Genomic DNA, 12,091 nt, shown 5'->3' with positions numbered 1-12,091 from the left:
AGCTCCCGATTCGGGCGGGAATCGCTGTGGCTGAAGTGCTACAGGAATCCCCCACTAGAAACGCGCAAGCGATTTAGTGGCGGGAGGCCGTCAATGTAGGGCGGCACCAATCATCCAGTGGGGGGATCCATGAGCCAGGCAGATCAGGTTTACAAACCCAAAAATCATATTCGCATCGTCACAGCTGCGTCACTTTTTGATGGCCATGATGCGGCCATTAATATCATGCGTCGTATTTTACAAGCATCGGGAGCTGAGGTGATTCACCTTGGACATAACCGCTCTGTTGCCGAAATTGTAGATTGCGCCATCGCTGAGGATGCACAAGGGATCGCAATCACATCCTACCAAGGTGGACATGTAGAGTTCTTCAAGTATATGCATGACCTTCTAAAAGAGAGAAATGCTCCAATTAAACTGTTTGGAGGCGGTGGTGGTACTATTTTGCCGAGCGAAATCGAAGAGCTTCATAACTACGGAGTTTGCAGAATCTACTCGCCGGATGATGGCCGGACCATGGGTCTTCAGGGCATGATCAATCATCTTCTGGAAGAATGCGATTTTTGCACCCAGGAGCCACCAATTGATGATGCGCTTAAGAGAGTTCAGCAACGAGATCCCAAGGTGCTCGCCAAGTTGATTTCGGTTGCTGAAAACTTTCCAGATTATCGTGACCACCTTTCGCAGCAAGTACGAGGAGCTTGGAGCGATAAAACGATCCCAGTTTTGGGTATCACGGGCACGGGAGGCGCCGGTAAATCATCACTGGTGGATGAACTTGTCCGCCGCTTCTTGGATGACTTTGAAGATAAAACCATTGCGATTATATCCGTTGATCCATCTAAGAGAAAGTCTGGTGGGGCCTTGCTCGGTGATCGCATCCGTATGAATGCGATTCATCATCCGCGAGTATTTATGCGGTCTTTGGCCACCCGTCAGTCGAATCTTGCGTTGAGCAAATACGTTCAGGATTCCATTGATATCTGCAAGGCTGCGGCTTTTGATCTGATCATCGTGGAGACGTCTGGTATCGGGCAGTCAGATACGGAAATCACCGAGCATTCCGATGTTTCGCTCTATGTGATGACTTCTGAATATGGAGCTGCAACACAGCTAGAAAAAATTGACATGCTGGACTTCGCTGACCTGATCGCTATCAATAAGTTCGATAAGCGTGGGGCGCTCGATGCGCTTCGGGATGTTCGAAAGCAGTATCGCCGCAATCACAACCTCTGGGATGGTGACGACGAAGCTCTACCTGTTTTTGGGACGATGGCATCTCAGTTCAACGACCCAGGGATGAATACCCTTTATCGAAAGATCATGGATACTTTGGATAGGAAGGTGAAAAGCGGCTTGCAGTCGGCCTTCAAGCTTTCTGAGGAGATGAGCAAGAAGAAGTATATTATTCCTCCCGATCGCGTGCGGTACCTGGCTGAAATATGTGAAAGCTCAGATCAGTACAGAGATTTTGTGGACAAGCAGGCTGCCATTGCAAGGCAGCTATATCAGCTCTCAGGAGCGATACAGACCCTGCGCTCCAAAGGTGATATCTCTATCAAAATAGGAGATATTTTACCTGAACTTGAGGCTTGCGAAGGTGACGCAGAAGCTATCGAATCCCTGTTAACTCTCTACAAAGATCTTTCTGGTCGCCTCGATCATGAGTGTCGCAAGATATTGGGTGATTGGGCAGGAACCCTGGCTCGCTATAAGGCTGACCAGTACAGCTTTCAAGTTCGCGACAAGGTGATCAAGCAAGACCTCTATCATAAATCCCTTTCTGGGCTGAAAGTCCCTAAAGTGTCTTTGCCGAAGTATCAAGATTGGGGCGATATACTGCGTTGGGTTCTCACAGAAAATGTGCCCGGAAGCTTCCCCTATGCTGCTGGGGTGTTCCCGCTGAAACGAGAGGGTGAAGATCCGGCTAGGATGTTTGCTGGAGAAGGTGGTCCTGAGCGGACCAACCGACGCTTTCACTATGTTTCAAAAGGTATGCCCGCTAAGCGTCTATCCACGGCCTTTGATTCGGTAACCCTTTATGGCGAAGACCCCGACTTTAGGCCTGATATTTATGGCAAGGTGGGCAACTCAGGGGTGAGTATCTGCACTCTGGATGATGCGAAGAAGCTCTACTCGGGATTTAACTTAGCGGACCCGAGAACCAGTGTCTCCATGACAATCAATGGCCCCGCACCGATGCTCCTAGGTTTCTTTCTCAATGCCGCTGTGGATCAACAGTGCGAGCTTTATATTAGAGAGAATGGCTTAAAGGACAAGGTTGAGTCTAAAATCAATGACCTCTATAAGAGCTATGAACAGGAAAGGCCCCGCTACCAGGGAGAGTTGCCAGAGGGTAACGATGGACTTGGTCTGATGCTTCTAGGGGTTCACGGCAAAGAGGTTTTGCCAGCAGAGGTTTACGATAATATTAAGCAGGACACATTGCAGAAAGTTCGGGGAACGGTGCAAGCTGATATTCTCAAAGAGGATCAAGCGCAAAACACCTGTATTTTCTCGACTGAATTTGCGTTGCGACTCATGGGAGATATCCAAGAATACTTTATTGATAAGAAAGTTAGAAACTTTTATTCAGTGTCCATTTCTGGCTATCATATTGCCGAAGCTGGGGCGAATCCAATCACTCAATTGGCGTTTACTCTAGCCAATGGCTTCACCTATGTGGAGTATTACCTTTCCCGAGGTATGAATATTGATGACTTTGCCCCAAACCTGTCGTTTTTCTTTTCTAACGGCATTGATCCCGAGTACTCCGTCATTGGTCGGGTTGCTCGGCGGATCTGGGCTAAAGCCATGAAGCATAAGTACCATGGTAATTCTCGTTCACAAAAACTGAAGTATCATATCCAGACGTCAGGTCGCAGTCTCCATGCTCAGGAAATTGCCTTCAATGATATTCGTACCACTCTTCAAGCTCTTTATGCCATTTACGATAATTGCAATTCCTTGCATACCAACGCTTATGATGAGGCTATCACCACCCCCACCGAGGAAAGTGTTCGTCGGGCCATGGCCATTCAGCTCATTATTAATAAGGAGCTTGGTTTAGCGCGAAACGAAAATCCCATTCAGGGTTCATTCATCATAGAGGAACTTACCGATCTAGTGGAACAAGCTGTTCTGTATGAGTTCAGGAGTATTTCTGAACGCGGCGGAGTTTTAGGAGCTATGGAACGGATGTATCAACGTATGAAGATTCAAGATGAGTCTCATTACTACGAATCACTAAAGCATTCTGGTGAGATGCCAATCATCGGCGTTAACACCTTCTTGAGCAAAGAAGGCTCTCCCACAGTGATCCCAAGCGAGGTGATTCGCGCTGATGAAACCGAGAAAAAATACGCTATAAGTTCGAAAGAACAGTTTCAAAGGCGTAACACAGCTCATGCTGAACGAGTGTTGCAAGAATTGCGTCGAGCTGCTCTAGATAACCAGAACATGTTTGATAGTATCATGGAAGCTAGCAAATACTGCTCTTTGGGACAAATATCTCAACAGCTCTATGAAGTGGGTGGTCAGTACCGACGCAACATGTAAGCAGCGAGTGACCGTCACATCAGATTGAGTCAACAGCCTCCAAGGGTTCTTGGAGGCTCTATTTTTCTTACCAAAGAAATTTTATATTTCCTGTAAAAGCTTCTCTTTTCCTTTGTTATTTCAAATTCTAAATGTACTTCTGTACACTGTGTACAGCAAATAATAATGCCTTGAGACCCCATGGCAAAGACGGTACGGTTAAGCATCATACCAATACATTTTGGAGCTTGACTATGAGCCGCGACACCTCTCATATCATTACGTTGGCAAACATTAAAGGTGGTGTTGGAAAAACCACAGCTGTGGTAAACATCGCCTATCTCCTTGCGACCGAATTTAATAAGAAAGTCCTTGTGATTGACAGCGATGATCAAGGCAATGCGACTAAGGCTTTGGGCGCACGGGAGCATTTCGACCCACAAACGGAAACTCTTTGGTACGCACTCAATCATAAAAAGAGCTATAAGCACGTTATGGTGGAGGGGGGCTATGATAATATTTGGGTTGTACCATCGACGAAAGATCTGAAAGGTGCCCAGATTGCTTTTGGTCAGTCTGCTCGCGGTATCAAAATGTTTCAGCGTCTTTTGAAGGGGGTCGAGGACGACTTCGATTATGTGTTGATTGATACTAAGCCACAAATCAATATCTTGCTCCAGTCAGCCTTAGCAGCATCGACTTGGTTTTTGATTCCTAGTTTCCCTGAGCCAGATAGCTACGATGGATTTGTCGACTTGCTCACCGAGTGTGATGAGATTGTAGAAGACGCTAACGATCAATTGCACTGCCTTGGAGTTCTGCTGACCAGCGTTAAAAAAATTCCTGCTCACGAGGCCTATATTCGCTTCATCCAAAAACATATGAAGCAGGCTCATGTTCCTCTCTTAAAAGCTACGATTAGATCATCGAACGCGATTGCTACAGGCAGCCTTCATAGTTGTCCAGCGGTGTCCTTGCCTGGGGCATACGCGATTCGTGAAGACTATATCAAGGTGGTACGATCGATCATTCGAACTGTTAACAAGGGTGGCCCTGTTGTGAGACCCGATCTAGAGGCTCTGGGAGTGCTTGGCAGTACAGATAGCGGATTGATGGAGCTAGAGATCAAGCAAAACATTGAAAGCGTTACTATTTAAGGAACTTATCATGGTGTCCATCAGCAAATCAGCCAGTGCTAACCTAGAAAATATGGTTAAGGGAGCAGGGCGGGCGGTTAGTAAAAGTCGCCGTAAGGGGGGGCGTGCTCGCAGTGCCTCAAATGATAAGCTGCTCAATCCGCAGCTATATAAGAAGCTCCAAGCCCAGATTGAAGAGCACGGTAAGACCCTACAAAAGATTCCCGTAGACATGATCGATTTGGGCGAAAACATTCGCACTCGCTATGACGATCAGAAGCTGGAAACCCTAGCTAAGTCATTGGCAAGCGATGGTTTGATCCAGTTTCCAAGTCTTTGTATGCGACAGGCTGGAGACGGTTATCGTTTTGTTTGTCGCAACGGCCATCGACGCATTCTTGCTGCAAAAATCTTGGGTTGGGCTCATATCGAGTGTGCGATCATCCCCTTTCAGTCTGCCAAAGAGGAGCTATATCATAGTATCAACGCAAATTTGAGCGAGGATGTTTTCTATCTGGATATGGCTCATGCCTACGATGAGGCTGCTCGAATGGGAGAAGCCGATAAGGAGATTGCTGAGCGTGTTGGGATGAACGCTCGAACGATCGGTTGGTATCGTCGCCTCACCAAAATGTCTGCTGCTTGTCAGAACCTATGTCGCCAGCACCCCGACTTGTTTACGGCGACTTGGGCTATAAAGCTCGCCCGACAGGGGGAGTTGCCTGAAGGCGCGGCTCTCGAAGAGATGATGCAGGAGATGGTGCGAGAAGGTAAATCTTGGCTCAGATCAAATGACCCAAGGAAGGGAAAGACATTAAAAATATCGCCTGCTAAGAAGCGCCAAGCGAACCAAAGGATCCGACAGATGTTTTCGGGGCGTCAGGGCCAAGATCAGGCAGGTTTTGCCAAGGACTTACTCGAACAGCTAAAGGATGCTGGCTACATCACGAACCAGTCATTTGATAAGATCTTCAAGGCTTTTTTCAAGGAAAACCAGTCAGCTATGGTTAAAAAGAGTCTTAAATCTCGTTCCTCATCCAAACGGGCCTAAGGGTCTTGTGTTTCCATTTTAGTTCTTTTAGTTTGGCCTCCTATCTTTCGAAGGAGGCTTTTTCATGCCTGAGTTGCCAGAAGTTGAATGCTTGAGCCGAGCGATCAAATCCGTGCTTGAAGGCAAGCGGATCCAAGACGTTAAGTTCTACCGCAAGGATCTCAGGGGAGAGATTCCTATCCAAAAATTTAGATCTCTACTTGTGGGGCAGGCGGTGACTAAGGTGCATCGTCGATCCAAATATATGCTGTGGGATACCGCTCAGGGAATTGGAATCATCCACCTAGGAATGACAGGTAACGTGATCTATCGTCAGACCCCCACACCAGAGCTGGCTCACACCCATGCTGTTTTTACTGTAGGGGATAAGGCGGGAGATCCCAGTGGGTACCTACACTATGTTGACCCAAGGCGATTTGGCTGGATTTCATGTTGCACCCATGACGAGTTTCCTGATCATGACTTTTTCAAAAAGCTAGGCCCTGAGCCTCTTTCACAAATTGACCTTGTGGATTACCTGTGGGTAAAGAGTAGAAAGAAGACTGTAGCCATCAAAAACTTCCTGATGAATGCCCATGTTGTGGTGGGTGTGGGCAATATTTATGCGAATGAGGCTCTGTTTCGAGCTGGGGTGAGGCCGAGCCGACCAGCGGGTAAGGTCAGTCGAAAGGAAATGGACCGCATCGTGCCGAGTATCCGTGAAACTCTGCGAGAGGCTATAAAGGCTGGCGGGACGTCTTTTAGGGACTTTAAGAATGCCGACGGTGAGCCGGGCTACTTTGCTATTAAGTTACAAGTCTACGGCCGAGGTGGGCAAGAGTGTCGTAGTTGCGGAAACCTGATTAAAACGAGCCGCTTGGGGAATCGCGCGACATATTTTTGCACTCATTGTCAAAAGTAGCTGGTTCGAGATGACGAGTTTGAAGGACTTTGAGTGAATCTCGTCGATGACAACATGACAGAATTCACCCATGCTTTCCAAAAAAACTATGTAAAAATAGAAAAAATTTTTTGGCTCACAAAGCCCTGCAAACAGACTAGTTTTGCGGCCAAAAACGCAGCGATTTAGCTAATTTAAGTCGTCATTGACGGGGCCAATCAGCCTTAAGCCTAAATGGTGTAGAAAAAAAACCTGCACTAAAACAGTTGACTTTGCCTGCCAAACTGCTAATTTGTCGCAGCTAAGGAGTTTTATTAGGCAGCGCCTTTCGACAGGGCTATCCAGGATCAACAAAATTGGGCCTGGTCGCAAAAGATCCTTTTCAAAGATCGAAACTTGTCCTATAAGACGCGTCTAAGTTATCGAATATTTCTAGTTTATATTCCGCATTCCATAGGGCGATGGTAGGGGAAGCCATCAAACTCGGAGTAAGGGAAAATATACAAGGCCAAATCGGAGGAAAATCAACCATGATGACACCTGATAACACTAATGAGACTGTACTCGATCCATCTTTTGATACATCTTCTGTAACTTTCCCTCCCGGAACAAAGTTAAGAGAGATCGAAAGAATCGTAATCCTAGAAACATTGAAGCAGAAGAACTTCAACAGAACTCACACTGCTCGTGCTCTAGGCATCGGTATTCGTACCCTTCAAAGAAAGCTAAAGCGCTACGGTGCTTCTGACTGGGGTCTTAAGACTAAGGTTGCTTCTTCTGTAGGTTCAGACGTTAACGAAATGGTTAGCGCACCTGTTGCTCCTGAAGCTCCAAGCTTGAACAACTAAGTTCCTGATCTTCGGATCGTTTGAGATAGGTGCGGTATGAGCCGTGCCTCTTCCCCAACTCTCCTTCATTTGTTGTCTTTGTTTGCTTGTCGGCAACTCTGCCGCATTGCATGTCTCCCTGATTCAAGTCCCAAGCTTCCACATACCTCTGTAGATGTCTTGTTAAGGCCCAGGGATGGCCTTCCTTCCTTATTCTGTTTTGAATACATTGGTTCATAAGGCTATTTTTAGGCCTAATTACAGGGTGCTGAGAGACTTGGCTATATGATGTTCGGTCAGTCACGTTTCATTGGCAGGGATCGGATTTTTTTCACAAAAATTTCGAAATGGCCGTTGACATAAAATCACCAAGCACATATATAAGACTTCCCAACGAGATGGGGGTGTAGCTCAGGTGGTTAGAGCGCACGCCTGATAAGCGTGAGGTCGATGGTTCGAGTCCATCCATCCCCACCATCTTATAACAGATGGCCCTTCGTTGAGATAGAAACCCGGAAGTTCAGGTTTAAACTGGCTTCCGGGTTTTTTCGTTTCCTGCCATTTATCCGTCACCCCGAGTGGAACGAGGGGTTTCGCCGCGAAAAAAATACCTTCAAAAATTCCTAAAAAGTATCCGAGAAAATTTTGTCCAATGTGCTGTAAAATGTGAGTCTGGGTTAAGATTGTGTCCCCTCAGTAAAAGAAAAAAAGCAAAAAAATTTAAGCTGAATAGCACCAAGGCAGATAGGCTTCCGGCGACTGTTTAACCGCGGACTTATTCTCTTGGAGCCAGGTAAGGTACTTGAAGGGGCTAACTCCGGGTCTGTTCACTTCGTGGTGGGTGAGCCCATCAAACCCTCCCGCGACAAGCGTTTAACAACTGTAATCTATAGTTTTTGAAGCTCCTGAACCCGAAAGCCCTTCTCTGCACTAGCTTTGCTTTCCTATTGAAACCTTCCACACGACCATTACTGTACCTTCCATTAAAGTATTCCACTATCTCATTTCGCCATGCTAAGATCGTCTTCCTTAAACCCACTACTTCTGGGATTTTTGACTGCCCCATAAGGTCCAAGATTTTTATTAGTGCTTTTCGAGCACGCTTTTTACCACGAGTTCGGTAGCGACGATGAACACGCTCCTTAAGGCTGTAAACCTCCCTTAAATGTTCTTTGTCTTTAAGGAAAAGCCTAATCACTTTTCTTTCATAGGGCTCTAGTTTTCGGCCATCACGGAGTAGAAGGCGGCGAATGGGATTTTTCCTATCATCGCCTGTTATTCTTTTGCGAAACCTATTCACAAGTTTTCCAAAGCAGCGCTGGACATGAAATCGATCGGCCACCAGCCGAGCATTGGGAAAAGTGTCCTTAGCAAAGCTTTTAAAGGTGTTTGATAAGTCTAAGGTAACAACCTTTACGTTTTCTGGCCTTTTGAAGGCAACTGCAGCATCTTCCAAATCTGCTTTATTACGCCCGTCAATCACTTCATAGATCCTTTTGTTCTTATGATCAACGATGACCGTAACATAGTCCACTGACTGATACTTGCGCTTACGAAGGCTATGCTCATCGATGCCGATCACTGACGGAAGATCGTACAACCGAGTTCGACGTTTGCGCTCAAGTTGTTCGTAGACTACTTTATATAACAAGCCTCGTGAACAGCGGTAAGCACGCTGAACTCTCTTTAGGTCGATGAAGTTCTCAGTAGCCCACAGCAAAGCACTGCGAAATCTTTCTGTTGTCCTCTTCCCCTTACGCCCGATATTGGCTCTGTGAAAGGCTTCTGGCACTTCTTACAGAAGAAACGACGTTTACGGATCTTCAGGATCACATATTTTCCTCTTATTGGCTCGTCTCTAACTGTGATCCAGCGGCGATCATAAATCTTATCGCATTTGCTAGCGCACTTTGGGCAAACTTCAAAATCGGAGACTTTTTCGGCATTATAAATACCGCCGCTTCGGCTCACTGGAATAACGTGAGTAAGTTTTAGCTCAGGAAGGAGTAAAAATCGTGATAGGGTCTGCTCCGGCAGCATAGGCACTCCGCATGGTGGACTTTTTTGGCGAAAACAAACTATCGGAATTTGACTTATGCTGCCATTTTTATTTCTCTTTTACCCACCACCAAGTGACAAGACCCCTAACTCCAAGCTCTTGGCAAGTGGCGATCAGGCTTTGGACAACATCACCAACTTGTGCGCCCTTGGAAGTTTTGTAGAACAAGCTGTTTTTACGATGAGTGAGTGATTATTTTTTAAATAGTCCGCTCGCATTCGGCGTTCGACACAGGAACTCCTGGGGTATGCATAAACTCATTGAGTTCGGTCCATCGTTTTAACATGTAATTCACAGCTCCTCCTAATGGCCCATTTTTCTCGATATCGCCACTAGCAAGACCCTTCATCATCCAATGACCTAATTCTTCCTTGACTTTGGCGCTATGTTTTTGGTGGTACTTCATGCGATCCGTAGGGTTAAGCTGTAGCTGTTTAGCTTTTCGATCGGCATAGTACACCTGTCCCAACTTTTCTAAAATGTAGGCTGTTTCACTCGGAAAGCTACTCTGAAGGTCCAAAAATTGTCGTCTCGCATGGTCGAGGCAGTGAACTTGGATAACCTTGTACTTTTCAGCTAGCAAGTTAGCGCTCAGCCCATCGCACATATAGATAGGCACACCAGACTCGGTCAGTCTTAAGTCTAATATTTCTTCAACGTTTTGCCGGCCTGCTTTTCGCCTGTTAGATACAGGACAATACACCTGCCTTCAGCCGATCGCGAGACAACCGCCGAGGTTTGAGCTGTTTTTCGTGGTTCGCCTGTGGTCTTGGTGGGTGGGCCTTTGCCACGCAGCCAGTCGAGTATCTTAATGGCTGTATCATCGGCCATGACTAAGCTTCCTTGGGCTGCTTCGAAAATCAGCTGCTCGTAAATCGGAAGTGCGGCCTCATACACCTGAGCGACCATCGCATACTGATTAGCCTCGGGAAGTCCGATACCAAGGCTATCTTGGATCTTAGCAAGCCTATAGAAGGGGATACCAAACATAAATCTCAAGCATGCTACCACTGCATTGGCTAAGGCATTGCGGGTGCACTTGGTGACTTTTACCTTGTCGCCGCTGTCATCGACTGTCTTAGCGCTTTCAGCCACCGGCGATGGTGCAGTGAAGTAGCTCTTACACTTGTGACATATGAATCGCTGTAATAAATAAATATGAAGATGAATAGGAGAGTTTCCCTGCCAGTCATAGTCGACTCCAGGTTCTCTCTCGCGGAGTTTACCTTGATCGCATTCAGGGCATTGATCCCCTTGGCAAAGGTGAGGGTGCTTGACCTCTGTTCGATCAGCACCAGGATAATCGTTACGACCGTAACGCCCTTGCTCTTGGAGCCACCCTTGCCTTTGGCCTTAGATCTCGACGTCGATTGAATTTTTTCTGTCATAAAATCAAAGACCTTTCTAAGCTAAAACAACAAGCGAAGGCGACGCTTTTCCACAAGGCTACGGAGGGTAACGATCAACTGAAGCATCGATAGTAGCGATTGTTCGCGGCCACCAAGACAGCTTGCCTTTGGAAAGACGTTTATGCCCCATGAAGAATCCATTGCCATCATAGCCTATCAGTTTTCCGTTTGTTGCGGAAAACAAAGATAAAGCGCTCTTTAGGATTCTTATTAAACTGGGTCTGAGCGACTGAAGACAATTTATTAATCCCAGCTCGGAAGTCAACAGGATCTAGGCCGACTAGGATCTTGAAAGAACTATCAAACGCTATGATCTAAACCTCCTGAAGCAGCCTGGATAGGGCTTGCATGGAATTAGAGTCAATGCCAGAAAAAATTCGAATATGGGTGCCATTGGGTGTGGTCAGCTCGGCAATCAAGGAGCTTGCTCGCGGCTTAACGGCAGGGGGTGAGTCAGCAAGTTGAACAGGCGCAACTCGGACCAAGTCTAGCAGCCTGGGTTAGTCCTTGGCTGCTCCCATTCTCTTTTTCAATTGCCTTGGATCTAGAGTCATGGCTCTGGCAACATGATTGGGCGGGTATTTCCGGGCTAGTAGAACAGTCTGCTGCCAAAGATCTTCAGGGAGCCTCTTACCTCGGATGCGCTTGTTACGCCATTGTTCGAATTTATGTATTAAGGCTTGAACAGCTTCTTGGTTTTTTACTGGTTTCAGTCTCATTGGTCTCCTCCTCATCGATGGCCTTAGCATCGGCGAATCAGAGTCAGATGTCACGATATGCTATGGAGGGGACACTAAAGAATAAAGTACAGCAAAATCAGTTAGCTAAATAACTTCTAGCAGACTCAGCAGAACGATAAAGGTGATAATCAAAATGGCGAGAGCTTTAAAGCCTAATGAAATACAGGCTTCCTGAGTCCAATGAAACTCCGTACCAAGACAGTGCCATAAGCACTGACTCCACCAACCAAAGCCGATTGCTAGATGATTCCGAGAAGCTAGAGCGGATCTCATATATGCCTAAATCCAATGCACATGGTTGCAAGATAGACCATTCTTAGAAAGTTATCGATCTTCACCTCGTATCGAACCTTGGTACTTCGATAGGAAAAAAGCCAAGAGAAAAATCGCTCGACAACCCATCGCTTTCGGTATCGTCTAAGAGATCTCCCATCCTGAGTTGGTTTTTTTCG

At 46.5% G+C, this 12,091-nt stretch carries 15 protein-coding genes and 1 tRNA gene; 7 read left to right on the top strand and 9 right to left on the bottom strand.

Translation table 11 applies throughout. The annotated features are described in order from the left end of the window. Nucleotides 1-129 precede the first annotated feature (129 nt). The 6 genes from B9N89_RS30785 to B9N89_RS30760 all read left to right on the top strand — a co-directional run bounded on the left by B9N89_RS30785 (nucleotide 130) and on the right by B9N89_RS30760 (nucleotide 7,908). A complete protein-coding gene (locus B9N89_RS30785; protein WP_132326390.1) occupies nucleotides 130-3,558 on the top strand; it encodes a methylmalonyl-CoA mutase family protein in 3,429 nt (1,142 codons plus the stop codon). A 233-nt stretch (nucleotides 3,559-3,791) separates the two neighbouring features. Continuing rightward, complete coding sequence (locus tag B9N89_RS30780; RefSeq protein WP_159455765.1) at nucleotides 3,792-4,694, top strand: ParA family protein; 903 nt, start codon at nucleotides 3,792-3,794, stop codon at nucleotides 4,692-4,694. Between the two features lie 10 nt (nucleotides 4,695-4,704). After that, complete coding sequence (locus B9N89_RS30775; RefSeq protein WP_132326394.1) at nucleotides 4,705-5,724, top strand: ParB/RepB/Spo0J family partition protein; 1,020 nt, start codon at nucleotides 4,705-4,707, stop codon at nucleotides 5,722-5,724. Nucleotides 5,725-5,788: 64 nt separating this feature from the next. Next, on the top strand, nucleotides 5,789-6,625 hold the full coding sequence (gene mutM / locus B9N89_RS30770) for a bifunctional DNA-formamidopyrimidine glycosylase/DNA-(apurinic or apyrimidinic site) lyase (RefSeq protein WP_132326396.1): 837 nt from the start codon (nucleotides 5,789-5,791) through the stop codon (nucleotides 6,623-6,625). Nucleotides 6,626-7,134: 509 nt separating this feature from the next. Beyond that, nucleotides 7,135-7,452, top strand: coding sequence for a helix-turn-helix domain-containing protein (locus B9N89_RS30765; RefSeq protein WP_200820827.1), 318 nt, complete (start codon nucleotides 7,135-7,137; stop codon nucleotides 7,450-7,452). Nucleotides 7,453-7,831: 379 nt separating this feature from the next. Next, nucleotides 7,832-7,908 (top strand) — tRNA-Ile (locus B9N89_RS30760). 373 nt (nucleotides 7,909-8,281) lie between these two features. On the opposite strand, the gene B9N89_RS30755 is transcribed toward B9N89_RS30760, so the two are convergent. Both B9N89_RS30755 and B9N89_RS32550 read right to left on the bottom strand, forming a co-directional pair. Continuing rightward, the gene (locus tag B9N89_RS30755; RefSeq protein WP_132326400.1) at nucleotides 8,282-9,223 is read right to left on the bottom strand and encodes an ISL3 family transposase; all 942 of its coding nucleotides are present in this window, start codon (nucleotides 9,221-9,223) and stop codon (nucleotides 8,282-8,284) included. Beyond that, complete coding sequence (locus B9N89_RS32550) at nucleotides 9,118-9,471, bottom strand: transposase family protein (RefSeq protein WP_132326402.1); 354 nt, start codon at nucleotides 9,469-9,471, stop codon at nucleotides 9,118-9,120. The genes B9N89_RS30755 and B9N89_RS32550 overlap by 106 nt, the downstream gene beginning before the upstream one ends. A gap of 55 nt (nucleotides 9,472-9,526) precedes the next feature. Here B9N89_RS32550 and B9N89_RS31650 point away from each other — a divergent pair, with 55 nt between their 5' ends. Then, the gene (locus B9N89_RS31650) at nucleotides 9,527-9,682 is read left to right on the top strand and encodes a hypothetical protein (RefSeq protein ID WP_159455764.1); all 156 of its coding nucleotides are present in this window, start codon (nucleotides 9,527-9,529) and stop codon (nucleotides 9,680-9,682) included. Nucleotides 9,683-9,689: 7 nt separating this feature from the next. Here B9N89_RS31650 and B9N89_RS32240 read toward each other — a convergent pair whose 3' ends face one another. The 7 genes from B9N89_RS32240 to B9N89_RS30720 all read right to left on the bottom strand — a co-directional run. Then, nucleotides 9,690-10,109, bottom strand: coding sequence for an IS66 family transposase (locus B9N89_RS32240; RefSeq protein WP_132326404.1), 420 nt, complete (start codon nucleotides 10,107-10,109; stop codon nucleotides 9,690-9,692). 23 nt (nucleotides 10,110-10,132) lie between these two features. After that, the gene (locus B9N89_RS32235; RefSeq protein WP_132326406.1) at nucleotides 10,133-10,585 is read right to left on the bottom strand and encodes an IS66 family transposase; all 453 of its coding nucleotides are present in this window, start codon (nucleotides 10,583-10,585) and stop codon (nucleotides 10,133-10,135) included. Further along, the gene (locus B9N89_RS30735) at nucleotides 10,540-10,878 is read right to left on the bottom strand and encodes a hypothetical protein (RefSeq protein ID WP_143478315.1); all 339 of its coding nucleotides are present in this window, start codon (nucleotides 10,876-10,878) and stop codon (nucleotides 10,540-10,542) included. Before B9N89_RS30735 ends, B9N89_RS32235 begins: the two co-directional genes overlap by 46 nt. Before the next feature lie 21 nt (nucleotides 10,879-10,899). Beyond that, entirely contained in the window at nucleotides 10,900-11,040 is a 141-nt protein-coding gene (locus tag B9N89_RS31645; RefSeq protein ID WP_165931750.1) for a hypothetical protein, read from the bottom strand. A gap of 5 nt (nucleotides 11,041-11,045) precedes the next feature. Then, entirely contained in the window at nucleotides 11,046-11,186 is a 141-nt protein-coding gene (gene tnpB / locus B9N89_RS32545) for an IS66 family insertion sequence element accessory protein TnpB (protein ID WP_412535462.1), read from the bottom strand. A gap of 213 nt (nucleotides 11,187-11,399) precedes the next feature. After that, complete coding sequence (locus B9N89_RS30725; protein WP_132326408.1) at nucleotides 11,400-11,618, bottom strand: hypothetical protein; 219 nt, start codon at nucleotides 11,616-11,618, stop codon at nucleotides 11,400-11,402. A gap of 290 nt (nucleotides 11,619-11,908) precedes the next feature. Next, a partial coding sequence (locus B9N89_RS30720; protein ID WP_143478314.1) for a transposase occupies nucleotides 11,909-12,091 on the bottom strand: 183 nt, incomplete at its 5' end.

Source organism: Pseudobacteriovorax antillogorgiicola (genome assembly GCF_900177345.1).
GTDB lineage: Bacteria > Bdellovibrionota_B > Oligoflexia > Oligoflexales > Oligoflexaceae > Pseudobacteriovorax > Pseudobacteriovorax antillogorgiicola.
The sequence above is the reverse complement of the archived record's forward strand: the minus strand, read 5'-3'. Positions and strand labels throughout refer to the sequence as shown.

Excerpts from the sequence above, each read along its gene's own strand:
- B9N89_RS30785 (WP_132326390.1), top strand. The coding sequence starts at position 130 with ATGAGCCAGGCAGATCAGGTTTACAAACCCAAAAATCATATTCGCATC.
- B9N89_RS30780 (WP_159455765.1), top strand. The coding sequence starts at position 3,792 with ATGAGCCGCGACACCTCTCATATCATTACGTTGGCAAACATTAAAGGT.
- B9N89_RS30775 (WP_132326394.1), top strand. The coding sequence starts at position 4,705 with ATGGTGTCCATCAGCAAATCAGCCAGTGCTAACCTAGAAAATATGGTT.
- mutM (WP_132326396.1), top strand. The coding sequence starts at position 5,789 with ATGCCTGAGTTGCCAGAAGTTGAATGCTTGAGCCGAGCGATCAAATCC.
- B9N89_RS30765 (WP_200820827.1), top strand. The coding sequence starts at position 7,135 with ATGATGACACCTGATAACACTAATGAGACTGTACTCGATCCATCTTTT.
- B9N89_RS32550 (WP_132326402.1), bottom strand. The coding sequence starts at position 9,471 with ATGCTGCCGGAGCAGACCCTATCACGATTTTTACTCCTTCCTGAGCTA.
- B9N89_RS31650 (WP_159455764.1), top strand. The coding sequence starts at position 9,527 with ATGCTGCCATTTTTATTTCTCTTTTACCCACCACCAAGTGACAAGACC.
- B9N89_RS30735 (WP_143478315.1), bottom strand. The coding sequence starts at position 10,878 with ATGACAGAAAAAATTCAATCGACGTCGAGATCTAAGGCCAAAGGCAAG.
- B9N89_RS31645 (WP_165931750.1), bottom strand. The coding sequence starts at position 11,040 with ATGGATTCTTCATGGGGCATAAACGTCTTTCCAAAGGCAAGCTGTCTT.
- B9N89_RS30725 (WP_132326408.1), bottom strand. The coding sequence starts at position 11,618 with ATGAGACTGAAACCAGTAAAAAACCAAGAAGCTGTTCAAGCCTTAATA.